The sequence below is a fragment of the Kitasatospora sp. NPDC051164 genome, from assembly GCF_044455625.1.
Classification (GTDB): Bacteria; Actinomycetota; Actinomycetes; order Streptomycetales; family Streptomycetaceae; genus Kitasatospora.
The window spans coordinates 71,202-93,540 of the sequence record NZ_JBITFB010000005.1 but is presented as its reverse complement, the minus strand read 5'-3'; the positions used below and the strand labels follow the sequence as shown (position 1 = coordinate 93,540).

21 protein-coding genes are annotated in these 22,339 nt (G+C 73.7%); 13 read left to right on the top strand and 8 right to left on the bottom strand.

Going from position 1 to position 22,339, the window contains the following annotated elements; genetic code table 11:
• Positions 1-58 precede the first annotated feature (58 nt).
• Positions 59-1,336 carry a glycoside hydrolase family 18 protein gene (locus ACIBEC_RS09580; protein ID WP_360494096.1) on the bottom strand — a complete coding sequence of 426 codons (1,278 nt, stop codon included), beginning with the start codon at positions 1,334-1,336 and terminating at the stop codon, positions 59-61.
• A 324-nt stretch (positions 1,337-1,660) separates the two neighbouring features.
• On the opposite strand from ACIBEC_RS09580, the gene ACIBEC_RS09575 reads away from it, so the two are divergent.
• From ACIBEC_RS09575 to ACIBEC_RS09565, 3 genes are all read left to right on the top strand, one after another.
• Entirely contained in the window at positions 1,661-2,299 is a 639-nt protein-coding gene (locus tag ACIBEC_RS09575; RefSeq protein ID WP_360494099.1) for a class I SAM-dependent methyltransferase, read from the top strand.
• Positions 2,296-2,940 (top strand): hypothetical protein, encoded by a 645-nt coding sequence (locus tag ACIBEC_RS09570; protein ID WP_360494102.1) that lies wholly within the window; start codon positions 2,296-2,298, stop codon positions 2,938-2,940. The genes ACIBEC_RS09575 and ACIBEC_RS09570 overlap by 4 nt, the downstream gene beginning before the upstream one ends.
• Positions 2,941-3,187: 247 nt before the next feature.
• Complete coding sequence (locus ACIBEC_RS09565) at positions 3,188-3,775, top strand: TerD family protein (RefSeq protein WP_360494105.1); 588 nt, start codon at positions 3,188-3,190, stop codon at positions 3,773-3,775.
• 83 nt (positions 3,776-3,858) lie between these two features.
• Here the strand turns inward: ACIBEC_RS09565 and ACIBEC_RS09560 are convergent, their stop codons facing one another.
• Complete coding sequence (locus ACIBEC_RS09560) at positions 3,859-5,277, bottom strand: lytic transglycosylase domain-containing protein (protein ID WP_360494108.1); 1,419 nt, start codon at positions 5,275-5,277, stop codon at positions 3,859-3,861.
• A 586-nt stretch (positions 5,278-5,863) separates the two neighbouring features.
• Here ACIBEC_RS09560 and ACIBEC_RS09555 point away from each other — a divergent pair.
• Both ACIBEC_RS09555 and ACIBEC_RS09550 read left to right on the top strand, forming a co-directional pair.
• Positions 5,864-6,247, top strand: a complete 384-nt coding sequence (locus tag ACIBEC_RS09555) for a hypothetical protein (RefSeq protein ID WP_360494111.1) — start codon at positions 5,864-5,866, stop codon at positions 6,245-6,247.
• Between the two features lie 18 nt (positions 6,248-6,265).
• On the top strand, positions 6,266-6,565 hold the full coding sequence (locus ACIBEC_RS09550; protein ID WP_360494114.1) for a hypothetical protein: 300 nt from the start codon (positions 6,266-6,268) through the stop codon (positions 6,563-6,565).
• An 11-nt stretch (positions 6,566-6,576) separates the two neighbouring features.
• Here ACIBEC_RS09550 and ACIBEC_RS09545 read toward each other — a convergent pair whose 3' ends face one another.
• The 3 genes from ACIBEC_RS09545 to ACIBEC_RS09535 form a co-directional block, all read right to left on the bottom strand.
• Positions 6,577-8,220, bottom strand: a complete 1,644-nt coding sequence (locus ACIBEC_RS09545) for an alpha/beta hydrolase (RefSeq protein WP_360494117.1) — start codon at positions 8,218-8,220, stop codon at positions 6,577-6,579.
• Between the two features lie 156 nt (positions 8,221-8,376).
• A complete protein-coding gene (locus ACIBEC_RS09540; protein ID WP_360494120.1) occupies positions 8,377-9,018 on the bottom strand; it encodes an NAD(P)H-binding protein in 642 nt (213 codons plus the stop codon).
• Positions 9,019-9,106: 88 nt separating this feature from the next.
• Positions 9,107-10,027 (bottom strand): EamA family transporter, encoded by a 921-nt coding sequence (locus ACIBEC_RS09535; protein WP_360494123.1) that lies wholly within the window; start codon positions 10,025-10,027, stop codon positions 9,107-9,109.
• A gap of 134 nt (positions 10,028-10,161) precedes the next feature.
• On the opposite strand from ACIBEC_RS09535, the gene ACIBEC_RS09530 reads away from it, so the two are divergent.
• Positions 10,162-10,659 carry a MarR family transcriptional regulator gene (locus ACIBEC_RS09530; RefSeq protein WP_360494126.1) on the top strand — a complete coding sequence of 166 codons (498 nt, stop codon included), beginning with the start codon at positions 10,162-10,164 and terminating at the stop codon, positions 10,657-10,659.
• Between the two features lie 49 nt (positions 10,660-10,708).
• On the opposite strand, the gene ACIBEC_RS09525 is transcribed toward ACIBEC_RS09530, so the two are convergent.
• Entirely contained in the window at positions 10,709-11,563 is an 855-nt protein-coding gene (locus ACIBEC_RS09525) for a methyltransferase domain-containing protein (protein WP_360494129.1), read from the bottom strand.
• A gap of 29 nt (positions 11,564-11,592) precedes the next feature.
• Here ACIBEC_RS09525 and ACIBEC_RS09520 point away from each other — a divergent pair, with 29 nt between their 5' ends.
• Positions 11,593-13,110 (top strand): PLP-dependent aminotransferase family protein, encoded by a 1,518-nt coding sequence (locus ACIBEC_RS09520; RefSeq protein WP_360494132.1) that lies wholly within the window; start codon positions 11,593-11,595, stop codon positions 13,108-13,110.
• 91 nt (positions 13,111-13,201) lie between these two features.
• Here the strand turns inward: ACIBEC_RS09520 and ACIBEC_RS09515 are convergent, their stop codons facing one another.
• The gene (locus ACIBEC_RS09515; RefSeq protein WP_360494135.1) at positions 13,202-13,597 is read right to left on the bottom strand and encodes a hypothetical protein; all 396 of its coding nucleotides are present in this window, start codon (positions 13,595-13,597) and stop codon (positions 13,202-13,204) included.
• A 129-nt stretch (positions 13,598-13,726) separates the two neighbouring features.
• Between ACIBEC_RS09515 and ACIBEC_RS09510 the strand changes: the two genes are divergently transcribed.
• The 4 genes from ACIBEC_RS09510 (at position 13,727) to ACIBEC_RS09495 (ending at position 16,355) form a co-directional block, all read left to right on the top strand.
• Complete coding sequence (locus ACIBEC_RS09510) at positions 13,727-14,875, top strand: glycoside hydrolase family 3 N-terminal domain-containing protein (protein ID WP_360494138.1); 1,149 nt, start codon at positions 13,727-13,729, stop codon at positions 14,873-14,875.
• A gap of 256 nt (positions 14,876-15,131) precedes the next feature.
• On the top strand, positions 15,132-15,596 hold the full coding sequence (locus ACIBEC_RS09505; protein WP_360494141.1) for a hypothetical protein: 465 nt from the start codon (positions 15,132-15,134) through the stop codon (positions 15,594-15,596).
• 238 nt (positions 15,597-15,834) lie between these two features.
• Positions 15,835-16,179 carry a metalloregulator ArsR/SmtB family transcription factor gene (locus ACIBEC_RS09500; protein ID WP_360494144.1) on the top strand — a complete coding sequence of 115 codons (345 nt, stop codon included), beginning with the start codon at positions 15,835-15,837 and terminating at the stop codon, positions 16,177-16,179.
• Between the two features lie 44 nt (positions 16,180-16,223).
• Positions 16,224-16,355 (top strand): DUF6126 family protein, encoded by a 132-nt coding sequence (locus tag ACIBEC_RS09495; protein ID WP_360494147.1) that lies wholly within the window; start codon positions 16,224-16,226, stop codon positions 16,353-16,355.
• A gap of 85 nt (positions 16,356-16,440) precedes the next feature.
• Here the strand turns inward: ACIBEC_RS09495 and ACIBEC_RS09490 are convergent, their stop codons facing one another.
• Entirely contained in the window at positions 16,441-18,936 is a 2,496-nt protein-coding gene (locus tag ACIBEC_RS09490; protein WP_360494150.1) for a cytochrome P450, read from the bottom strand.
• A 408-nt stretch (positions 18,937-19,344) separates the two neighbouring features.
• Here ACIBEC_RS09490 and ACIBEC_RS09485 point away from each other — a divergent pair, with 408 nt between their 5' ends.
• Entirely contained in the window at positions 19,345-19,476 is a 132-nt protein-coding gene (locus ACIBEC_RS09485; RefSeq protein WP_360494153.1) for a hypothetical protein, read from the top strand.
• A gap of 461 nt (positions 19,477-19,937) precedes the next feature.
• A complete protein-coding gene (locus ACIBEC_RS09480; RefSeq protein ID WP_360494155.1) occupies positions 19,938-22,154 on the top strand; it encodes an RICIN domain-containing protein in 2,217 nt (738 codons plus the stop codon).
• The last annotated feature ends 185 nt before the right edge of the window (positions 22,155-22,339 follow it).

Here is a 22,339-nt window from a genome sequence, read left to right as displayed (position 1 = left end):
CGCGGAATCGGCGGTATCCCGCGCGGGCCGTCGCCGTTCACAATCGCCTGATGTGACGTCAGTGAAGACTGTTGTCCATCGAGTTGAGCATCGTGCCGGCCGTGTCGTCGTTCTCCAGGGAGAAGGCGAACAGGCCGCCCAGCCCCTTGCTCTTGGCGTAGGCCCCGCGCGCCTGGACGGCCTGCGGAGTGTCACCGGTCCAGAAGTCGGTGCCGTCGTAGACCCAGCTGCTCTCGGTGACCGGGTCCGAGTGGGTCTGCGCCGCGGTCGGGTTGAGCTCCTTCCAGGCGGCCAGGCCGGCCTCCTGGCTCATCGGCTTGGCGGCCGTCGGACCGGTCGCGCTCTGGTAGAGGCCGAAGTTCGATCCGGCCGGGACGCCCGTCCAGCCGCGCCAGTAGACCGGGATGCCGAGCACCAGCTTGCTCGCCGGGAAGCCGCCGGGGATGCCGTACTCGGGCAGGCCGGTGGTGTACGCGGCGACCGTGGTGTCCACGTTGTACCTGCGGGTGCCGGGGGTGATCGGCGTGGTCGGGTCGGCCGGGCTGTCGTGCAGCGGGTCCTGGTGGTTGGTCGGGCCCTTGGCGTCCCACGCGCCGTGCATGTCGTAGGACATCACATCGGCGTAGTCCAGGTAGGCGCCGATCCTGTCGGTCTCCAGCTGGGCGACCTTGTCCTGACCGCTGGGCAGCGCGGCGGTCAGCAGGTAGCGCTTGCCCTGCGCGGAGCCGAGGGCGTCCAGCTGGGTGCGGAACTCCTTCAGCAGCAGCGTGTAGTTCTGCCTGTCGGCGGGGGAGTAGTGGTTGCCGGTGTGGCCGCCGGCCGAGCCCGGGTACTCCCAGTCGAGGTCGATGCCGTCGAAGATGCCCGCGGCCGAGGCCTGTCCGCCCGAGGCGTCACCGGCGACACCGGTCGGCAGGTTCCCCTTGAGGAACATGTCGATGCAGGAGGATACGAAGGTCTTTCGGGAGGCGTCGGTGGCCGCCGCGTCGGAGAAGTACTTGGAGTACGTCCAGCCGCCGATCGAGATGGTGAACCGCAGGTTCGGGTACGCGGCCTTGAGCTGGCGCAGCTGGTTGAAGTTGCCCTTGAGCGGCTGCTCCCAGGTGTCGCTGCTGCCGTCCACGCTGGTGCCGGAGTTGTAGTCGGCCTGGTGGTCGGCGTAGGCGTCGCCCGCGCCGTCACCGGCGTTGGGGTTGGACTCGTTGGCGGAGTCGGAGGCCTTCACTGCCTGGAAGCAGGTGGACCTGGTGGGGTCGATGTTGGCGAACGCGTAGTGGACGACGTCCAGTTTGGTCGCTGACGGCGACTTCGAGACCGGCACCCTGTCCGGGCTCATCGCCGGAGCGGTCGGGCCGTGTGGGCATGACGCGGTCGTGCATGCGGGGGGTCCTCCGGATGTGTGGGGGTTCCGGCGGTGCGGTGGCCCGGGAGGGCCGAGGGAGCCGGCCCGGGCGCGGTGGGGGGCGCGGACGCGGCGGTCGGTCGACCCGTTCGCGTCACGACTGAACAGATTGGACTGGACCAATATTCGCCGTCAAGGGTGTCCGCCCGCTGGACCGTTCCCGGTCGTGGTCTCGTCGGCCCGGTAGGTTGGCCGGGTGCAACCGGCAGGACCGGCACGAGCAGGCCCGTCGAACGACCGTCGAACGGAGGAGCCGCGATGGACAGCCAGGACTGGGACGACCGCTACGCCGCGAGCGAGCTGGTATGGGGCGCCGAGCCCAACCAGTGGGTGGTCCGCGAACTGACCGGCCACGCTCCCGGCCACGCCCTCGACCTGGCCGCCGGCGAAGGCCGCAACGCCATCTGGCTGGCCGCCCAGGGCTGGGAGGTCACCGGACTGGACTTCTCCGCCGTCGCCCTGGAACGCGCCGAACGGCTCACCGCCGACCTGCCCGACGAGGTCGCCGACCGCCTCACCTGGCGCCACGGCGACGCCCGCACCTTTGAAGGCCCCACCGCCGGCTACGACCTCGTCCTGGTCGCCTACCTCCAGCTCCCCGCCGAGGACCGCCGCACCGCGCTGCGCCGCGCCGCCGACACGCTCGCCCCCGGCGGCACCCTGCTGGTCGTCGGACACGACCTGAGCAACCTCACCGAGGGCGTCGGCGGCCCGCAGGACCCGGCCGTGCTCTTCACCCCGGAGGACGTCCGGGCCGACCTCGCCGACCTCGGCCTGCGCACCGTCCGCGCCGAGCGGGTGCACCGTACGGTCGGTGGCGAGCCCGGGCACAAGGGCGGGGGCGCGGGCGGCGTCGCCGTGGACGCGCTGGTACGGCTGGAACGGGCCGCGCGGTGACGGACGGACCCGCTCGCCGCGCCGTGCTCGGCGGGCTGGTGGCCGTCGCCCCGCTGGCGCTGGCGGGGTGCTCAGGGAAGCCGAAGCAGCCCGCCGCGATGCCCGAGCCGAGCGACCCGGGCCGCGAGGCCTTCGTGATGGTGATCCGGCACGGTGAGAAGCCCGACGGCAGCCACCCGGGCCTGGACGAGGCAGGCAAGCCGGACGGCAAGTCGCTCACCGAGCGCGGCTGGGCCCGCGCGAAGGCGCTGCCCACGTTGTTCTCCCCGCCCGTGCCCGGTCTGCGCACCCCGGCCAGGATCCTCGCAGCCGCCGATGACGGCCCGCTGGCCGGCGCACGCCGGATGCGTCAGACCGTCACCCTGCTGGCCGACAGGCTCGGGCTGACGGTGAACACCGGGTATGCGGAGTCCCAGGAGTCCGCGCTGGTCGGCTCCGCCCTGGCCGGGGAGCAGCCGGTGCTGATCTGCTGGGAGCACTCGCGGATCCCGCGGATCGTCGAAGCGCTCGGCGCCACCGACAGCGGCGTGCCCGCCGCCTGGCCGGACCGGTTCGACACGATCTGGACGTTCTCCCGGCCTGCGCGCGGGCCGTGGGCCTTCCACGAGGTGCGGCAGCACCTGCTGGACGGCGACACCTGATCCGCCCCTGCCGGGAGAGCGTAGGAGAGCCGGCCCTGGACTGTGTGCTGCCCCGGTCGTTCGGTGCCGTTCCACGGCTACGCCGGACGTCGGACCGCCGGTTCCGTCGGTGTGCGGACCGTCGTCGGGGGTGAGGCGAGGGGGAGTGCGGGGTAGGGGTGCTCGCAGGACCCCGTCGGATGATCAGGAAATTTCTACAGTGCTGTAGATTCTCGGCACGCGGCGGTGGCAGAACGAGGAGGACGCGATGAGCGTTTCGCTGGCCAAGGGGCAGCAGATCAGCCTGGAGAAGCCGGGCGGTGGGCAGCTGAGCCTGGTCCGGATGGGCCTCGGGTGGAAGGCGGCGGAGCGCAAGGGCTTCCTCGCCAAGCTGCTCGCCGCCGGCCGGGAGATCGACCTGGACGCCTCGGCGGTGCTGTTCGCCCAGGGGCGGCCGGTGGACGTGGTGTTCTTCCAGCATCTCACCAGCAACGACGGCTCGGTGCGGCACAGCGGGGACAACCTGGTCGGCGGCTCGGGCGGCGCGACCGACGACGAGTCGATCACGGTCAACCTGACGACGGTGTCGGCCGAGGTCGATCAGATCCTCTTCACCGTCAACTCCTTCACCGGCCAGACCTTCCAGGAGGTCGAGGCGGCCTTCTGCCGGCTCGTGGACGAGACCACCGGTGCGGAGCTGGCCCGCTACACGCTCACCGGCGGCGGCCCGTACACCGCGCAGATCATGGCCAAGGTGCAGCGCACGCCGACCGGTTGGCAGATGGCCGCGATCGGCCAGCCGGCCAGCGGGCGGACCTTCCAGGACCTGATGCCGGAGTTGGTCAAGCACCTCTGAGCAGGCCCGGACGGGCGGCGGTCGCAGCGGGGGCGCGGTTCCACGAGATGGAACCGCGCCCCCGTCCTGTCACTTCTTCCTGGTCACTTCTTCGGGGCGGCCGACGGCGAGAACGAGGCGCTGGGGGTGGTGCTGGGCGCGGCGCTCGGGGAGCCGGTCGGGGCGGGGGTCGGGCAGCCGGGGGTGCCGGTGGGCGTCGCCGTCGGGGTGCCGGTGGGCGTCGCGGTCGGGGACGGGGAGCCCGTCGGGGTGGGCGTACCCGTGGGCGTGCCGGTCGGGGTGGCCGTGGCCGTCGGGTCCGGGCAGGCCGTGGGCGTGCCGGTCGGGGTGCCCGTGGGCGTCGTGGTCGGGGTGCCGCTCGGGGTGGTCGTCGGCGTGCCGGTCGGCGACGGCGAACCGGTGGGCGTGGGCGTCGTGGTCGGCGTCGGCTGCGCGGTCGGCGACGGGTTGGGGGTGGGCGTCACCGGCGTCGTCGGCTCCTGCGTCGGAGTCGGTGTCGGTGTCGGAGCCGGGGGAGCGGTCGGCGTCGTGCCGGCACCGGTCGTGCCGCTGCCCGTCCCGCCGCCGACCGTCGGGTCGCCGACGACCGGGAGGTACGGCGAGGGCAGCGAGGACGTCGGGACCGAGGACCCCGCGCGGTCCGGGACGGTGGTCACCGTGCCGCTGCCGTAGTGGGCCATCCAGTTGCGGACGGTCCGCAGGTACTCGCCCGAGTTGTTGTAGCTGAGCACCGCGCGGTCGAGCTGCGCCGGGTCGGCGAGGTCGCGGCCGCCCGCGCACAGGTAGCGCCCGGCGGCCTCGGCGGCGTCGAAGACGTTGTTCGGGTCGGCCTTGCCGTCGCCGTTGGCGTCCACGCCCCAGGAGGCCCAGGTGGACGGGATGAACTGCATCGGTCCGACGGCGCGGTCCCAGCGGGCGTCGCCGTCGTAACGGCCGCCGTCGGTGTCGGCTATCGCGGCGAAGCCGTTGCCGTCCAGTGCCGGGCCGAGGATCGGGGTCAGGGTCGTGCCGAAGGCGTCCACCTGGCCGCCGTTGGCCTGCCCGGACTCGACCTGGCCGATCGCGGCCAGCAGCTGCCAGGGCAGGTGGCAGCCGGGGGAGCGCTGTGCCACCGAGGCCTCGGCCTGGTGGTAGGCGGTGAGCACCGTGCTGGGCAGTGCGGGCCCGGTGGCCGCGAACGGGCCGGCGTCGGGTGCGCCGGGCAGCGTGCCGGGCGGCTGCGGGAACAGGAGGGTGCTGCCGCCGTCGGCCGGGACTGCGGTGCCGGGGGTGCCGGGTGAGCGGGTGCCGTCCGGGGTGCCGGTCCCGTAGCGGTCGTCGCCCCGGGCGGTGGTGCCGTTCGTCGGACCGGTGTCGGCGGCCGCGACCGGCGCGAGCCCGAGACCCGTCACCTGAGAGCCGGTCAGTGCGGCCAGTGCGGCGAAGGCGGCCGCCGTCCCCGTGACCCGCTTGCCGACCCGGAGCTTGCGCCCGCCCTGGGTGCTGCCGAACCTCGCCGTCATCCGTTTCCCCTCCCCGTCGCCGTCCGGACCATCCCGGAACGGTTGAGTTGTCGGCATCGTGCCCGTCATCGTGCCCGTCCATCTGATAACGGGAGCCGCCGCCGGGACGATTAGTATCACGACGATCTGACAGGGACAGGGTGACCGGGAGGCGGCCCGACGCCCACCGAGGGGTTAACTCGGCACTTCAGCGGGGGTGCGGCCGCTTCCCGGGGCGTCGCGCGAGGCCGGTGGCCTGCGGTCGTCCGGCCCGCTTCCGGCGGCATCTCCGGTTCCGGTACGGGGAGTTGACCAAGGCCCCAACGGCGGTGGGACGGACGCCCCGGGCGCCGGACCGGCGGTTCGGAGCACGGGGGTGGTACGTGTGCGGCGATTCGGGCTCCCCGGCGGCGCCCGCGACCGACCCCTCTGACCTGCCGGAACGTCCGGCGCTCGGGGCGGCCTCCCCTAGCAGGACGAGCCCGCGGGCGCCAGGGTGCGTCCCCAACTCGGCCCTGGACGGGTGACGTTCTGGTGAAAGTGGGCATGCCAGGTATCGCCGCCCGGCATGCTGTGCCGCGTGATGATGCGGATGGAGGTCCAGACCGTGAGCGCGAACCTGCCGGATACCGTCGCCGAGGGAGCGGTCGTCCTGCCGGCGCCCCCTCGGGTCGTGGACGACCTGGCCCGTGACCTGACCCAGGCCGCCGCCGCCGTCCGGGCGGTGTCGCGGAACTGTCGCTCCGGTGGGGACGTCGCGGTCGCCGCGTACACCGCGGTGGTGTGCACCGGACTGTCGGCCGCCCGCGCCCTGGAGGAGGCGGCCGCCTGGTGCCGGCACGCCCCCGAGGCCGAGGTGCACTCGCTCGCCTGGGCCCGGGTGCCGGGGCACCGGGAGGACGTCCACGAGTACCGCGTCACCATGGCCGTCAGCTTCCCCGACGACGAGACCGGCGAGCACCTCGGGGACACCCACCACTCCCGGCGCTGAGGTCGTATCATCGCCTCCATGGATGAGGGGGGTACGAACGACATGATGAACGACACCGCAAGCACCGCCGACGCCGACGGCCCGCAGGAGCTCTCGCGGGCCGCCGCCGTCACGGTCACCGTCCTGGCCGCGCTGTGCGGTTCGGCGATGCTGCTGGCCGTCTTCCACTGGCTGGGGTGGACCGTCCCGGGGATCGGCTGGATCGTCGCCAAGGCCGGGATCAAGCTCGCCGTCGGCGGCTTCGCCGGGCTGGCCGTCGGCCTCACCTGGCTCCGCTCCAGGCTGGGGTCCGGGCTGCGGACCAGGCCCCGGCGCTGACCTGGCAGCCGTCAACCCGCCTGCGGGGAAGCGCAGGTGAGGTCGTGCGCGGGCGCCTGGTCGTCCAGCAGGTAGCGCTCGACCACGTCGGTGACGCAGGCGTTGGGACCGGGGTACTGGCCGTGGTCGCCGTTCCCGGTGACGGTGACCAGCCTCGAGCCGCGCAGCGCCCGGTGGGCGCCGAGCGCCGCCTCGTAGTAAGTCGCCGGGTCGTGCACCGAGTTGAGCATCAGGGTGGTCGGCAGGTGGGCGCCGGTGACCTTGACCTTGGGCGCCGGGGCGACCGGCCAGGAGGCGCAGACCGCGCTGAAGGCGAGTGTTCGGGAGCCGGCCAGCGGCCAACGGGCGGTGTTCTCGGCGCCGCGCGCGATCCAGGTGTCCAGATCGCTGGTCCACGGGGTGTCGGAGCAGGTCACCGAGAAGTACTCGGCGAGGAAGTCCGGGCTGAGGTAGTGGCTGAAGGCTTTCGCGGCCATGGCCTTGGCCGCCGGGTCGGCGGTCTGCCAATTGTCGACGGTGGTCAGAATCCGGGCGAGGATCGGGAAGTTGGCGGCCTCGTAGATCGCCCCGATCGCCACGTTGTCCAACTGGTTCGGGCCGATCGTCACCGAGCCCTCGACGATGGGCGAGTCGTGCAGTGCGGCGCGCCGCTGCTCCCAGTGCGCCTGTACCTGCTCCGGCGTCGAGCCCCAGTGGTAGGTGGCGTCCCGGGCCGCGAGCCAGGGGACGAAGTCCTCGTCGAAGCGGCGCTGGAAGCTCATCGGCTGGCCCAGTTCGAACTTCTCCCAGGTGCCCTCGAAGCCGACGTTGCTGTCCAGCACCATCCGCTCGACCCGGTGCGGGAAGAGCGTGCCGTAGTAGGCGCCGATCATCGTGGCGTAGGACGGGCCGAAGTAGCTGAGCTTGCGCTCGCCGAGCAGGGCGCGGAACAGGTCGATGTCGTGGGCGGTCTGCTCGGTGTTCAGGTAGGGGATCAGGTCGCCGCTGCGCTCCTGGCAACTGGCGGCCAGCTTCCTGGCGTTGGCGATGACGCCGTCGATCGCGGCGGGAGACTGGTCGCGGTAGTCGCCGGCCAGGAACTCCTGGTACTCCTCCGGCGTCTGGCACACGGCCTTGGTGCTCGCGCCGACCCCGCGCTGGTCGAAGCCCACGATGTCGTAGGCGGCGGCGACGGCCGGGGCCGCCTCGGCCAGCCCGGCCGGGCGCGGCAGGCCCGAGGCGCCGGGGCCGCCGGCCGCCATCAGCAGGGTGCCCCTGCGCTTGGCCGGGTCGGTGGCGCGGTGCCGGGAGACGGCGATGCTCAGGTCGGCCCCGACGCCGGGGTGGTGCCAGTCGCGCGGGGCGGCCATGGTGGCGCAGTCCAGGGTGGGCTGCCCGGCGCAGGGCTGCCAGTTCAGGGTCTGGTGGGTGTAGCGGGCGGGTGCCGGGTCGGCGTCGCCCGGGTCGCGGGCGGTGTCGGCGCCGGCGGTGGCGGGTGTGGCGAGGCCGGCGAGGACGGCGGCGGCCACGGCCAGTGCGGCGCGCCGGAGGCGGGGCTTGGCGATGGCCGGGACGGTGCCGGTCGCTGCGGTGCTCGTCGCTGCGGTGCTCGTCGCTGCGGTGCTCGTCGCTGCGGTGCTCGTCGGCGCGGTGTCGGTCGATGCGGTGTTGGTCACGGAAACGATCCTGTCCGAAACCCGCCCTGACGATCGATCACCCGTGCTCCCGTCTTCGGGGTGGTGCTGGCTACACCCCCGTCCGGGTGGGAGCCCCAGCCTCCGGTCTGTGGTGGACCGCGGCGGCCTCACCCCCGTCGAGGCCGCCGCGGCCGGTCAGTAGCCGGCGGTGAACCGCGCGCGGCGGTGGGCGGGCCTCTCGACCTCGTCGAGGAGGGCGATGGCGAGGTCCTCCATGGAGATCGCCGAGTTGCCGTCGGCGTCGACCAGCAGTTCGTCCCGTCCGAGCCGGAACCGGCCGGTGCGCACACCGGGCTCGAGCAGCGCGGCCGGGCTCAGGTAGGTCCAGTCGATGTCGGCGTCGGCCGCGCGGTAGTGCGCGAGCTGCTCGTTGCAGGCCAGCGCGATCGGCCGGATCGCGGCGGGGAAGCCGGGGTCCTCCACGAGGGTCATCCCGTCGGTGCCCGGGACGGTGAGGCTGCCCGCGCCGCCGACGGCCAGCAGCCGGACGCCGGTGCCGGCGATGCCCGCCAGCAGGCCCTTGGTGGCGACGGCCAGTTCGTGCTCGCTGCCGGGCACCGGGCGGGTGGCGGTGATGACCGCGTCCTGCCCGGGCGCTATCCGGGCGACGTCCTCGGGGTTGCGGGCGTCACCCACGGCGATGACGGCGGCGGACGGCAGGCCGTGCGGCTTGGCCGGGTCCCGTACGACGGCGGTGACCTCGTGGCCGCGGGCGAGCGCCTCGGTCACGACCCGGCTGCCGACGTTGCCGGTGGCGCCGAACACGGTGATACGCATGGGGAGTTCTCCTTGAACCGGGCTGGACTGGATGCGGGATGCGGATTTCGGGATGTGGGATGTGGGCGCGGGGTGCGGACGGGGCGGGTCAGGCGTTCTCGCGCACCGGTGGCGCGGAGGCCGATCGGGCCACCGGCTTCGACCCGGTGGCGGCGCCGGGTCGCCGGGTCTGGGCGACGACGAGCGAGCCGAGCACGACCAGGGCGCCCAGCGCCTGCAGCGGACTGAGGTCCTGTCCGAGCACCAGCCAGCCGATCGCGGTGGCGACCACCGGGCTGAGCAGGGCGAGGAAGGAGACCGAGGTCGGCGTCAGCGCCTGGATCCCGCGGAACCACAGCACGTAGGTGAAGGCCGCGCCGATCAGGCACAGGTAGGTGTAGCCGAGCACGTTGGCGGCCGTGTAGTGGGACGGCGGCGCGCCCTCGGTGAGCAGCGTGAGCGGCACCAACAGCAGTCCGCCGGTGGTGAGTTGCCAGCCGGTGGTGGCGAGCAGCGGGGCGGGGGACACCCAGAGCTTGGAGAGGACGACGCCGGCGGCCATGACCACCGCGCCGCCGAGCGCGGCGGCTACCCCGAGCGCGTCCAGCTGCGCGTTGGCCCGCAGGACCAGCAGGCTCACGCCCGCCACGCCGGCGATGCCGGACAGCACGGTGCGCAGGGTGAGCCGGTCGCCGAGGACGGCGGCGGAGAGTCCGGCGGTGATCAGCGGCTGGACGGCGCCGACGGTGGCCGCGATGCCGCCGGGCAGGCGGTAGGCGGCGATGAAGAGCAGGGCCTGGAACGCCCCGATGTTGAGCGCGCCGAGGACCAGCGATCGCCACCACCAGCTGCCCTGCGGCAGTCGGCGGGTGAGGGCGATCAGGAGGAGCCCGGCGGGCAGGCAGCGGATGACGGCGGCGAGGAGGGGACGGTGGGGCGGGAGCAGCTCGGTGGTGACGAGGTAGGTCGTCCCCCAGATGGCGGGGGCGAGGGCCGTCACCAGTACGACGGCGAGGCGATGTCTTAGCACTAAGCCAATGTATCTCAGCGCTAAGGTATTTTCCATCGGGGCCGACCAGTGATGTGGCTCACAGTTATCTCACCGCTAAGGAATCCTGTACCTCACCGCTAAGGAACCCGAGCCCGATCGCCTACCCTGGAGCCGTGGCAGATCATGTGGACCGCGTAGTCGCGCAGTGGGCCGCCGAGCGCCCCGACCTGGACGTTTCCCCGATGGAGGTGTTCGGCCGGCTCAAGCGCCTCTACCGCCTGGTGGACGCGGCGCTCAACCGCACCTTCGCCGAGCACGGCCTGGACGCCGCCTCCTTCGACGTCCTCGCCACCCTGAAACGCAGCGGCCCGCCCTACCGCCTCACCCCCACCGGCCTGATGCAGTCCGCCATGGTCACCTCCGGCGCCATCACCCAGCGCCTCGACCGGCTGGAGGCCCGCGGCCTGGTCACCCGGACCCGCAGCGACCAGGACGGCCGCAGCCGCGAGGTCGCCCTCACCCCCGAGGGCCACGCCCTGATCGAGCGCGCGCTGCCCGACCACCTCGCCACCGAGTTCGGCCTCCTCGAGGGACTGGACGACGCCCGGACCGCCGCGCTGGTCGACGCGATGCGCACCATGCTGGCGGCCCTCGGAGACACCCCCGAGTAACGCCTCCGGCCCCGGCCCCGGCCCCGGTCCTGGACCCGGCCCTTCTGCCTCAGGGATTGACGGCGACCGCCTTGAAGAAGGTGTAGTGGAAGGTCCCGCCCGGCTCGGCCGCGCGGCGCAGCTCCGCGATGCCCCGGTCGAAGTCCTCCGCCGTGGCCAGCCCGGCGGCCAGCGCCTCCGCCCGCACGGCCTCGACCATCGCGACGAAGGTCCGCAGGGTGAAGCCCTCCACCAGCGCCGGGCGGCCGCCGTCGGCGTAGACCGTCCGCGGCCGGACCGTCACCTCGGTGAACCCGGCCGCCGTCAGCAGCGGGTAGAGGCGGCGGCCGATCAGCCCGTCGCCGCCCGCCTCGGCCTGGAGTCGGACCAGGTGGTCGATCGTCCGGCCGGCCGCCGGGCTCTGCGGGTGGAAGAAGGCCGAGCCGTGGTCGCCCTCGATCACCGTGATCGTCCCGCCCGGCCGCAGCACCCGCCGCAGCGCCGCGAGCCCGTCCGCCGGATCGGGCAGGTGCTCCAGCACGAAGCAGAGGAAGACGTGGTCGAACGCGCCGTCCGGGAACGGCATCCGGTGCAGATCGCCGTGGTGCCAGGTGACCTTCGCGTCGGGCATCTGCGCCGCCACCCGGGCGCGGGCCTGCGCGAGCGACTCCGCCGAGAGGTCCATCGCGGTCAGCAGCGCCCCCGGGCCGGCGGCCAGCAGGTGCACCGTCTGAGCCCCCACCCCGCAGCCTGCCTCCAGCACCCGGCTGCCCGCCGGGTAGGCCGTGCCCGCGTGCAGCAACTCGGCGAGGGTGTCCGCCTGGTCACCGAGGCGCTGCGCCTCGGCGTCCGAATAGCCGTGGACGTAGTCCGCATGGCCGTGGACGTCGTTCGTGTTCTCGGGCCGTGCCGTTTCCGTGGTCATGGCCCCCACCCTCGCGCCACTATGGTCCGGTGAACAGGTCCAAAGCCACCACGTCCGACAGGTCCAAAGCTGCCGCATCCGACAGGCCCAAAGAGCTCGGCGCCGACTTCCTCCAGCTCGACACCGCCGACGCCCCGCCCGGCGGCCTTGCCGACTGGCTCGCCCGCCGGCTGCGCGAGGCCGTCGCCGACGGGCGGCTCCCGGCCGGCAGCCGGCTGCCCGCCAGCCGGGTGCTGGCGGCCGAACTCGGCGTCTCCCGTGGGGTGGTGACCGACGCCTACCGTCGCCTCGCCGAGGAGGGGCGGGTCGCCGGGCGCGGCCGGGGCGGCACCGTCGTGGTCGAGGCCCCGACCCCTCCCGCCGCGCCCGACCCCGAACCTCCCCGCCCCCGGTCGGCGGCGCCCGCCCTCTTCGGGGACGACCCCGACTCCGAGGTGTTCGACCTGCTGCGCGGCACCCCCGCCCGGATCGACCTCACCCCCGGCGTACCCGACCTCGCCGCCTTCCCCCGCACCGCCTGGCTGCGCGCCGAACGCGCCGTCCTCGACGGCCTCGCCGCACACGACCTCGGCTACGGCGACGTACGCGGCACCCCGGCCCTGCGCCGGGCCGTCGCCCACTGGCTCGCCCGCAACCGGGGCATCCGCGCCGACCCCGACGAGGTGCTGATCGTCGCCGGGACGGCCCAGGCCCTCGCCCTGCTCGGCCGCGCCCTCGAACGGACGGGCATCACCGAGGTCGCGGTCGAGGACCCCGGCTCCCTCGGCGCCCGCCAGCACCTCGCCCACTGGCTCGCCGCCACTCCGCCCGTCCCGGTCGACGCCGACGGCATCCGGGTCGACGCCCTGCGTGCCACCGGCGCGCCGGCCGTGCTGCTCACCCCCGCCCACCAGTTCCCGACCGGCGTCGTCCTCGGCGGCGACCGCCGACGCGACGTGCTGCGCTGGGCGGCGGAGGGTGGCCTGGTCATCGAGGACGACTACGACGCCGAGCACCGCTACGACCGCCCGCCCGTCGCGGCGCTGCGCGCCACCCTGCCGGACCGGGTCTGCTACGCGGGCAGCATCTCCAAGCTGCTCGCCCCGGCCCTGCGAACCGGCTGGCTGCTGGTACCCGCCCGCCTCCGCGGCGCCGTCCTCGATGCCAAGCGCTTCGCCGACCTCGGCAACCCGGTCCTGCCCCAGCTCGTCCTCGCCCACCTGATGGAGTCCGGCGAACTCGACCGCCACCTACGGCTGCTGCGCCGCCGCCACCGCCGCCGCCGGGACGCCATGATCACGGCCATCCGCACCCACCTCCCGGACGCCACCGTCCACGGCGCGGCGGCAGGCCTCCACCTGATGCTCACCCTGCCGCCGGAACTCGGCTGCACCGACACCGAGTTGGCCACCGCCGCACTGGCCCGGGGCGTGAAGGTCCAGCCCCTCTCCTGGCACGCCCGCCTCCCGTACCCACCCGGCCTGGTCCTCGGCTACGCGGCGGGCTCACCGCCCGAGATCACCGAAGGCATCGCCGTCCTCGGGCAGTTGGTCCGCCACGCGGGGTGAGGGCGGGCGCCGCCGAAGCCAGGCCGGGCGCGAGCGCCGGGCCCGAGCGCCGAGCCTGCGTGCCGGGCCCGAGCGCCGGGGCCGGCTTCCGTTACAGAGCGCCGTGCCACCAGGGGTCGGCCGCGGCGCGGGCGAGTTCGGCGTCGTACTGCTCGGCTTCGAAGTCGAACTCCGGCGGGCGGGCCTCCAGGTACGGCACCTCCCAGTCCGACCAGCGGATGACGCTCCCGAAGCGCTGCACGTCGGCGGAGAGGTAGCCGCAGCAGCCGCCGGTGCAGTCGGGCTCGCCCAGCTCCACGCGGTGCGGCTCGGCGGTCGCGTGCAGCGGGCTCGGGCGGTCGCGGGGGAGCAGCAGGCCGGCCCACCGGCCCTGGCCGGCGGGCCCGGCCGCCTGGGCCACCAGGTCCTCGCCGTTGACCCAGACCCGTACCTCGGCGGGGAGGCGCGGGCCGGGCGGCAGGATCCTGAACTCCAGTCGATCGAACATCCGGCCGGCCTAGGGCCCTGCGGTGCATCGTCTGTCGGAATATCGGCTGGACCCGGTGTGGGGTGGACTGGCGGATCTGGGTCCTGGGTACGCTGACGGGCCGTAGCCGCTGCTGACCCAGGAGGCGTGATGGCCCCGCTCCGGCGAGTCGCCCGGTTCGGGGCGGTGCTGACGGTCCTGGGGGCCGCGTTCGGGCCCGCCCCGATCGGGTCGGCGTCCGCGCCCCGCAGCACCCACCCGGAGAGGACCGTAGCGATGGCCGCCCAGGACCAGGAGGAGTCGCGCCTGCTCGCCGGACGGCGGATCGTCCTCTCGTACGCGGGCCCGACGCCGCCGCCCGGGGTGCTGCGGACGATCCGGGAGGGCCGGGCGGCCGGGGTGATCCTGTTCGGCGAGAACGTCACCGGCCCGGAGCAGCTCGCCGAGGCCGTCGCCGAGTTGAAGCAGGCGGCCGCCGAGGCGCCGAACCCGCGCGCGCTGCTGCTGATGACCGACCAGGAGGGCGGCAGGATCCGTCGGCTGCCCGGTGCGCCCGAACTCTCCGCCCGCCGCACCGGGTCGGCTCCGAACCCGGCGGCCGCCGCGGTGGACTCCGGCACCGGCGCCGCCCGGACCCTGACGGACGCCGGGCTGAACGTCAACCTCGCCCCGGTGCTCGACGTCTACGACACCCCGGACAACTTCATCGACCACTTCGAGCGTTCCTACAGCCAGGACCCCGCCACGGTCGGGAGGTTGGGCAGGGCCTTCCTCACCGCCCAGCAGAGCCTCGGCGTGGCCGCGACCGCCAAGCACTTCCCGGGCCTCGGCGCCGCCGCCCGCGAGGAGAACACCGACGACCGCCCGGTCACCCTCACCGTCCCGCTGGAGCAGCTGCGGACCCGCGGCGAGGCGCCCTACCGGTCCGCGATCGCGGCGGGCGTCCGGCTGGTGATGGCCTCCTGGGCGGTCTACCCGGCGCTGGACCCGGAGCGCCCGGCCGGACTGTCGCCCACTGTCATCCAGGGCGAGCTCCGCGGCCGGCTCGGCTTCGACGGCGTGACCGTCACCGACGCGATGGAGGCCGGCGCGCTCGCTCCGTACGGCGACACCGGCGACCGCGCGGTGGCCGCCGCCGAGGCCGGCATGGACCTGCTGCTCTGCTCCGTCCGCGACCCGCAGCAGGCCGAGGACGCCACCGAGGCCCTGGCCGATGCCCTCGACTCCGGCCGGCTCGATCGCGACGCCTTCGCCGCCGCCGCCGCCCGGGTCGACGCCCTGCGCGCCTCCCTCGGCTGACCGGTCGCGGAGGCGGTGCGTAGACGGTTCACCTGGGGGCAACGTGGGCGTTGCCTGAGGGCTTGCGCTGGTTGGGTCACTCAAGGGTGATTGCGCCATCGAAGGTCTGGTTTCGGTCGAGCCGGTAGTTCCAAGGGTAAAACTGGCTCGCCGCATAGGAATCGCATGACAAAGTATCTGTCTGTGGGCCTATGAAATGTCATATGTGCCACGCCACCTGTCTCTGACCGTCCTCGTACCCTCCCAGGAGGAACTCATGAACCGCATCGCCAAGATCGCGGCCGGCGCCGCCGGCGCCGTCGCCCTGTTCGCGGTGCCCGTGCCGGCGTTCGCCTCGGCCTCGACGGCTGCCGCTGCCACCACCGTCACCACCTGCGGGTGGTCCGGCCTGCAGGCCGGGCTGTCCACCAAGGTCTGCGCCGACGTCACCGGCAACAGCGTCGTGCTGTACGGGCAGATCGGGCTGGCCGGCCCGCCGTCGCCGGGTACCCCGTGGCCGCCGGCGCCGCAGGAGCTGCTCACCCGGGTGTCGGCCGACGTGGCCGGCGGCAACTCGCTCGGCGCGGTGAACGGTCGCACCGTGTTCACGGTCAGCACCGTGCGGGTCGACGGGATCACGGCGACCGCGCCGTGCGGTTCGACCGTGCACGGATCCTTCTCGGTCGAGACGATGTGGTGGGGACCGTCCCCGGTGACGGTCGATGTGCCTGTAGTCTGCTGACGGCTCATCACCGTGACTGCCGAGCCCGGGAGTTGGCAGCATCCCGGGCTCGGCGTTCGCATGTCCGGGCACGGCGCGCCGGTGTGAGGTGGGTCACCTGTGCACGTCGGCCGGGAGTCGTCGAGCTGTGACGACTTGAAGAAATCTTCATCTGTCCGCGATGATGCCTACCGGCCGTGGCGCGCACCCGCCCGGCCGGGACGACCACCGAGCCGGATTCGAGGGAGGCGCGCGGACGATGCCGGTCCCGCTGTACCAGGCCAAGGCGGAGTTCTTCCGCACCCTCGGCCACCCCGTGCGGATCCGGGTCCTGGAGCTGCTCCAGGACGGACCCAGGCCGGTGCGCGAGCTGCTGGCGGAGATCGAGGTCGAACCGTCCAACCTCTCCCAGCAGCTCGCGGTGCTACGCCGCACCCAGCTGGTCACGGCCATCCGTGAGGGCAACACGGTGGTGTACGCGCTCAGCACCCCGGACGTGGCCGAGCTGCTGCGCGCGGCGCGCCGGATCCTGACCGAGCTGATCACCGACCAGGGCGCGCTGCTCACCGAGCTGCGCGCGTCCGGCGGTCGGCGGTCCCGCTGAGCCGCGCCCGGCCCGTCCGCCCGACCCGAGGAGCACCACCCACCATGAACGACGGCACGAGCGAGGAGAAGAGGCGCCGCAAGGCGATGCTGATCCGCGCGGGCATCTACATCTTCGCCACGCACCTGTTCGCCGGCTTCGTGCTGCTGCTGTTCGCGCTCGGCGGCCGGAAGTAGCGGGGCGCGAGCGGGCGGCTGTCCGGTGCGCCCGCTCATCGGTGCGCCGGCTCAGCGCTGCCCTCCGTTCAAGGCTGCTCTCCGTTCAGCGCTGCCGCCCGCCGTTCGGCACCAGGTAGCGGTCGCTGGTGCTGGTCCAGGCCTGTACGCCGGCGACGAGCTCCCGGGTGCCGTCCAGGTACCAGCGCCCCGCCGGGTGGCGGCGCTGCAGGTCGCGGCGCAGGTCCTCGCTCTCCTGCCGTAGTCGCGCCACCCGGTCGCGGACGGCTCGGACGGCGCGGCTCCGGGTGCAGCGGCGGGCCCGTTGCAGGGTGAGCACGGTGTTGAAGGCGGCCGCGGTCTGCCGTTCCTCCCGCTCCAGCGAGTAGAGGTCGTTGATCAGCGTGGCGGCGTCGGCGGTGTTGGCGCGCAGGCGGTGCAGCGCGGGCTCCGCGTGGAGGGCGGCGGGGGCGTCGGCGCCGTGGACCCGTTCCAGTATGTTCATGAACGGGTAGAGGCAGCTGCCGTGTCGGCGCAGCCGCATGGTGTCCGCCAGGCCGAGGGCGGGCACGGTGCCGCGGGCGCGGTGGTCGGCTTCGGCGGGGAAGGTGGCCAGGCAGGCCTGCCATTCGCGGGCGGCGCGGGCGCGCCAGGCGGGGGACATCGACGCCGTCTGACGTTTCCACAGTTCCCGCCAAGAGCACAGGAGTTGGCTGTCCGGAGGGGTGCTTCTGCCGTCGAGGACGGCGATCAGCGGGTCGACCAGGGCGTGTGCCTCGGCCGGGCGGCGTCCGGGCGTGCCGTCGAAGCGGTCGTCCAGGATGGTGAACCAGCCCAGCATGTCGACCAGTAGGTCGAGTTCGGTGCCGCGGGCGAGGGGGAAGGCGCGGCCGATCAGCTCGTGCAGGGCGTAGGCCCGGTAGCCGGGCAGCTCCGCGGGGGTGAGCAGGCCGTGGCGGACCGCCCAGTCGGTGTGCCGGTCCGCGGCGGCGTGCAGCTCGCCGGGCGGGCGTGCCGGCAGGGCGGCCGTGGGGGTGCCGGTGAACGGGCAGCCGTCTGGTACCGCCGGTTCGTCGCGCGAGGGCGCCGCACCGCTCGCCCGCGCGGTCCGCTCGCTGCGCGCGGCCCGGCCCGCGCCGCCCGCCGGCCCCGTGTCGGTCGACCGCTGCTCGCGCGGCGCCAGCCGGACGCGCAGCCCCTGCGCCTGGACCGTCGTCCAGACCACCTCCCGGGCCCGCGCTCCGGGCACGGCCTCAGGGCGCCAGCGGCGCAGGATCGCGGCTGCCGCGACCGTCAGCTCGGCCCAGGCGAAGGCCTCCCCGATGCACTTGTGCTTGCCCGCTCCGAAGGGCAGGAAGGACGGCCGCCCGGCGCCGCCGCCGTCCTGCCAGCGCTCGGGGCGGAAGCCGAGCGGCTCGGGGTAGCGGACCGGGTCGCGGTGCAGCGCGGTGAGGCTGTACAGCAGTTCGGTGCCGGCCGGGATCCGGTACGGGCCGAGGTCGACCGGGACCTGGGCGGTGCGCATCAGGAAGGCGTTGGGCGCGTGCAGCCGCACCACCTCCTGGGTGACGTTGCGGGTGTACGTGAGCCGGGCCAGTGCCTCGGGGGTGGGGATGGTGCCGGCGGGCAGGTGCTCGTCCAGTTCGGCCAGGACGCGGGCCTCCACCTCGGGGTGGCGCAGCAGTTCGTCGAGCAGCCAGGTCAGTGTGGTGGAGACGGTCTCGGTGCCCGCGCCGAACATGGTGATGGCCTCGGACCGGACGTCGGCTTCGGTGAGCGGGCGGCCGGTGCCCGGGTCGGTCGCGGCGCGCAGCAGGCCGGGCAGGGTGTCCCGGTCCCGGTCCCGGCCCTGACTCTGACTCTGGTCGGAACGGGTGTTCGCGGTACGGCCGTTGACGGCCTGGTCGACGACCCGGTTGAGCACCCGCACGGCGGCGTCGAAGCGCCGGTTGACGGGCAGCGGCAGCCGGGCGAGCGCCGGGTGCGGGTAGAGGGACTGGACGATCTGGCCCTTCACCATGTCCGGCAGCGCCTGCTGGAAGGCGAGGGTGGCGTCCTCGCTGAGCCGGGCGTCGAACAGTGAGCGGGTGACGATCTCCAGTGCCAGGTGGTTCATTTCCTTGGCGACGTCGAGGACCTCACCGGGGCGCCAGCGCCCGGCGCGCTCCTCGGTGACCTGGTGCATCACGGCCAGGTATTCACCCATCCGGTCCGGGCCGAACGCGGGCTGGATGATCCGGCGTCGGTCGCGGTGGGCCTGGCCCTCGGACATCAGCAGGCCGTCGCCGAACGCCGTCTTGAGGGTGTCCTGGACGGCGCCGCGCGGGCAGTCGTAGGCGAGCGCGACGAGCAGGGTGTGGACCAGCCGGGCATCGGTGACGACGCAGACGGTGCGCGGCCCGAGGCGGATGCGCACCACGCCGCCGTGGCGGGAGAGGGAGCCGAGGAAGCCGAGCGGGTCGCGCAGCAGGGCGGCGGCGTGCCCGAGGCCGGGGAGCGCGCCGGGGGCGAGCGGGGGCACGGCCGCACGGGTCAGGGGGGACGGGTGCGCCGCGGATCTCGGGGCGACGATCCGTTTCCGGGTCTCGGTCTGCAGGTTCATGACATTACCTCTCACGGGAGGGCCGGTGCGGGCGGTGCCGGGCGGGCACCGGCACACCGGCCGCGAGTCGGGGGACGGGCCAGCGCGGACCCGCGCGCACCCCCACCGGAGGGCGCATGCCATGGCAAACGCGCCGTGCCCACGGGCGTTGCGCCGAATACGCGGGGATCACTCCAACGGCGGATCTCCCCGGCCCTTCCGTGTCCTCCCCGAGAGCCGGGGTGGCCTGCGCGGATGTCCCGGGCTGAAAGGTCCGCGGCAGGGCCGGGCCGGAGGGTCTTCGGACCCTCGCCGCGGAGCCGCGCGAGGGCCGGCAATGGTGGCGGAGAAGGAGGAGCCTGATGACCCGTTTGTGGGGGACCAGGAGCAGGGACCACGGACTGCGACGAGGTCATGCTAACCGCCCGGATGACCGCGGCCGAGCGGGCACTGCTGCGCGTCCTGGCCCGGCCCACCCCCTTCGCCCTCACCTGGTGGCTGCCCGCCGCGGTCGCGGACCTGCTGCCGCTGCCCGACGGCCTGACCGCCGCATTTTGCTGATGAACCGTCATATGCCTGATGGAGACGGCCTGTCCGGGGTGAAAAGCGACCTTCCCAGGGCTCTGGTCAGCACCCCCCGACGGGTCTAGCATTCCGTCACGGCCGACGGAGTCGCAAGGCCCCGCGACTCCGGCCGGGTGGCCGCCACCACCCCATGCCGGGGAGCGCACACCCCCCGAGTGCGCTCCCCGGCTCTTCCTGTTCCGGACGTTCTTCCTGTCCCGAACCGTTCCGCGGCTTCGCCCGCCGCGACCGCCCGATCCGGCGGAGCGAGTCGGACATCGCGAGCGCTCGATCCGGCCGAGCGAGTCGGCGACCGCGACCGCCCTATCGAACGGGTCGAAGAAAATCGTAAAAGGTTTCTGTTATTCCCGGCCGTCCCGTCCGCTCTCCGGAGTGTCGGAAGGCCCGAGCCCCCTTTCACCACAGGGCACGGGTCGTCGCACGAGGAAAGGAACGCGATGGGACACCGGAGCAGCGAGCTTCGTCGGCGCAAGCGCCGCAGGCTCACCCGCAGGAGCGCCCTGGTCGCCGCAGCGGTGGCGGCAGGGTTGGTGGCGGGGACGCTCGGCATCCGCACCGCGCTGGAGCCGGCGGCCATGCACAGCGCCGTCACGGCCGCGGCGGACGTGGTCGACAATTCGGGGTCGCAGGCCGGACTGGTCGGCGACGACGGCGGACCGGGGGAGACCGGCACCGCCGAGGGGGCCACCCAGGCACCCGCCCCGAAGCGGGACGAGAAGGCCGTGCCGCTCAAGGCGATACCCAAGGACCAGCCCGACCGCGGCCTGGTCTACGCGGGATTGAGCCTGCCGGGCAGCGACCGCTGCGGCGGCACGCTGGAGGTCACCGGTAGCACCCAGTGCAGCCACGGTCCGGACGTGCCGCCCAAGGGCGTGGACATCCACCAGGACGTCGCGCCGGTCGCGGCACCGGCCGCCCAGGCGCCCGCGCTCACCCCCGCGGCCGGGGCTCAGCCGCCCGCCGCCGCCGACCTGCTGAAGGGCGCCGCGCCCGTCCTGGACGCCACGCAGAAGGCGCTGCTCGGCGGCTCCGGCAGCGCCGCCGCGGAGCCCGCCCCGGGCGCGGCGGCGGCCGCGCCCGCCGGATCGAAGCTGGTCTGCGAGGGCGACGGCAGCAGCGGCAACCGCGTCCAGGTGGTGTACGTGCACAGCCCGGGCAACGACCGCTTCGCCCAGTACCTGCCCTCGTTCAAGAAGTGGGCCGCGGACGTCGACGTCATCTACAACGCCAGCGCCGGCGAGACCGGCGGCGAGCGGCACGTCCGCTTCGTCACCGAAGCCGACTGCACCGCCTCGGTGCTGAACGTGCAGATCTCCGACGCCGAGATCCAGGACTTCAACGCGACCAACCGGGCCCTCGCCGCGCAGGGGTTCAACCGCAAGGACCGCAAGTACATGATGTTCACCGACGCCAAGGTGTACTGCGGGATCGGCACCTTCGCCGGGGACGAGCGCCCCAGCCAGGACAACCTCAGCAACTTCGGTCCCTCGTACGGCCGGACCGACTCCGGCTGCTGGAGCGGCAGCACCGCCGCGCACGAACTCGGCCACAACCTGGGCGCGGTGAACAACAGCGCGCCGAACTCCAGCAAGGCCGGGCACTGCGTCGACGAGTGGGACATCATGTGCTACTCGGACGCCCCCAACTACCCGCAGATGCGGACCGTCTGCCCGGACCGCGCCCATGACGACCGGCTCGACTGCAACCACGACGACTACTACAACACCGCGCCCGCGCCCGGAAGTTACCTCACCACGCACTGGAACGTCGCCAACAACCGGTTCCTCATCGCCGGCGGCGGCAGCGGCCCGAACCCCACGCCGACGCCGACGCCCACGCCGACCCCGACCCCGACTGCGACGGCTTCCCCGACCCGCACGCCCTCGCCGTCCCCGACGCCCACCGGCAGCCCCACCGCCACGCCGACCGGCTCCCCGTCGCCGACCGCGACCCCGACTCCGGGCAACGCCGGACCTGATGTGAGCACCAGCCAGATCACCCAGAATTCCGTGATGCTGAGCTGGAAGGCGGCCCCCGCGGCGGCCGGCTACGACGTCCTGCTGAACGGCCAGACGATCGGTACCGTCCGTTCGACCGTGGTCGGAGTGGTCCGCCTCGCCCCCGGCACCTCCTACACCGTGGCCGTCGCCGTCCGCGACGCCGCCGGTGCGGTCGGCAAGCCCGGCCGGGCCGCCACCTTCCGTACGGTCTCCGACAGCGGACGCCCGCAGCCGAGCGCGAACTACACCATGGTCAACGGCCTCACCGGCCAGGCGGCCGACCTGTGGGGCAGCTCGATGAACGACGGCACCGTGGCCATCGCCTACCAGCGCACCGGCTACGCCAACCAGAAGTGGCAGTTCGATGACGCCGGGAACGGCGCGGTGCGGATCAAGTCCGCGCGCTCCGGCAAGTGCCTGCAGCTCGGCGGCACCCCCGTCGCCGGTCAGTACGTCGCCCAGCAGCCGTGCTCCGACGCGGCCGCGCAGAAGTGGCAACTCACCGCCGCGGACGGCGGGTTCACCATCACGGCGGACGGTGGTTCGCTGGTGCTGGGGCTCAGTGACCGTTGGTACTACGGTGGTTGGCTGCTGGAACTGCAGCAGGCGAACGGCCGGCCGTACCAGAACTGGTCGCTGCTGAAGACCTCGTAGGTCGGTCCCTCCACAAGCCCGCACGCCGCGAAGCCCGTAGTCGCGAAGCACGTCAGTCGTTTCGCCCCGTTCGCCGGGCGCGGCCGCCCCCCGCTGCGGCCGCGCCCGGCGCACCCGCATGCCGCGCCCCTCCCCCACACCCCCACGCGGAAATCCCGTCAAGCGAACCCCCCCGCTCCTCGCAG

Coding starts and splice junctions, on each gene's coding strand:
- ACIBEC_RS09580 (WP_360494096.1), bottom strand. CDS start 1,336: ATGAGCCCGGACAGGGTGCCGGTCTCGAAGTCGCCGTCAGCGACCAAA.
- ACIBEC_RS09575 (WP_360494099.1), top strand. CDS start 1,661: ATGGACAGCCAGGACTGGGACGACCGCTACGCCGCGAGCGAGCTGGTA.
- ACIBEC_RS09565 (WP_360494105.1), top strand. CDS start 3,188: ATGAGCGTTTCGCTGGCCAAGGGGCAGCAGATCAGCCTGGAGAAGCCG.
- ACIBEC_RS09560 (WP_360494108.1), bottom strand. CDS start 5,277: ATGACGGCGAGGTTCGGCAGCACCCAGGGCGGGCGCAAGCTCCGGGTC.
- ACIBEC_RS09550 (WP_360494114.1), top strand. CDS start 6,266: ATGGATGAGGGGGGTACGAACGACATGATGAACGACACCGCAAGCACC.
- ACIBEC_RS09540 (WP_360494120.1), bottom strand. CDS start 9,018: ATGCGTATCACCGTGTTCGGCGCCACCGGCAACGTCGGCAGCCGGGTC.
- ACIBEC_RS09525 (WP_360494129.1), bottom strand. CDS start 11,563: ATGACCACGGAAACGGCACGGCCCGAGAACACGAACGACGTCCACGGC.
- ACIBEC_RS09515 (WP_360494135.1), bottom strand. CDS start 13,597: ATGTTCGATCGACTGGAGTTCAGGATCCTGCCGCCCGGCCCGCGCCTC.
- ACIBEC_RS09510 (WP_360494138.1), top strand. CDS start 13,727: ATGGCCCCGCTCCGGCGAGTCGCCCGGTTCGGGGCGGTGCTGACGGTC.
- ACIBEC_RS09505 (WP_360494141.1), top strand. CDS start 15,132: ATGAACCGCATCGCCAAGATCGCGGCCGGCGCCGCCGGCGCCGTCGCC.
- ACIBEC_RS09500 (WP_360494144.1), top strand. CDS start 15,835: ATGCCGGTCCCGCTGTACCAGGCCAAGGCGGAGTTCTTCCGCACCCTC.
- ACIBEC_RS09495 (WP_360494147.1), top strand. CDS start 16,224: ATGAACGACGGCACGAGCGAGGAGAAGAGGCGCCGCAAGGCGATGCTG.
- ACIBEC_RS09490 (WP_360494150.1), bottom strand. CDS start 18,936: ATGAACCTGCAGACCGAGACCCGGAAACGGATCGTCGCCCCGAGATCC.
- ACIBEC_RS09485 (WP_360494153.1), top strand. CDS start 19,345: ATGACCGCGGCCGAGCGGGCACTGCTGCGCGTCCTGGCCCGGCCCACC.
- ACIBEC_RS09480 (WP_360494155.1), top strand. CDS start 19,938: ATGGGACACCGGAGCAGCGAGCTTCGTCGGCGCAAGCGCCGCAGGCTC.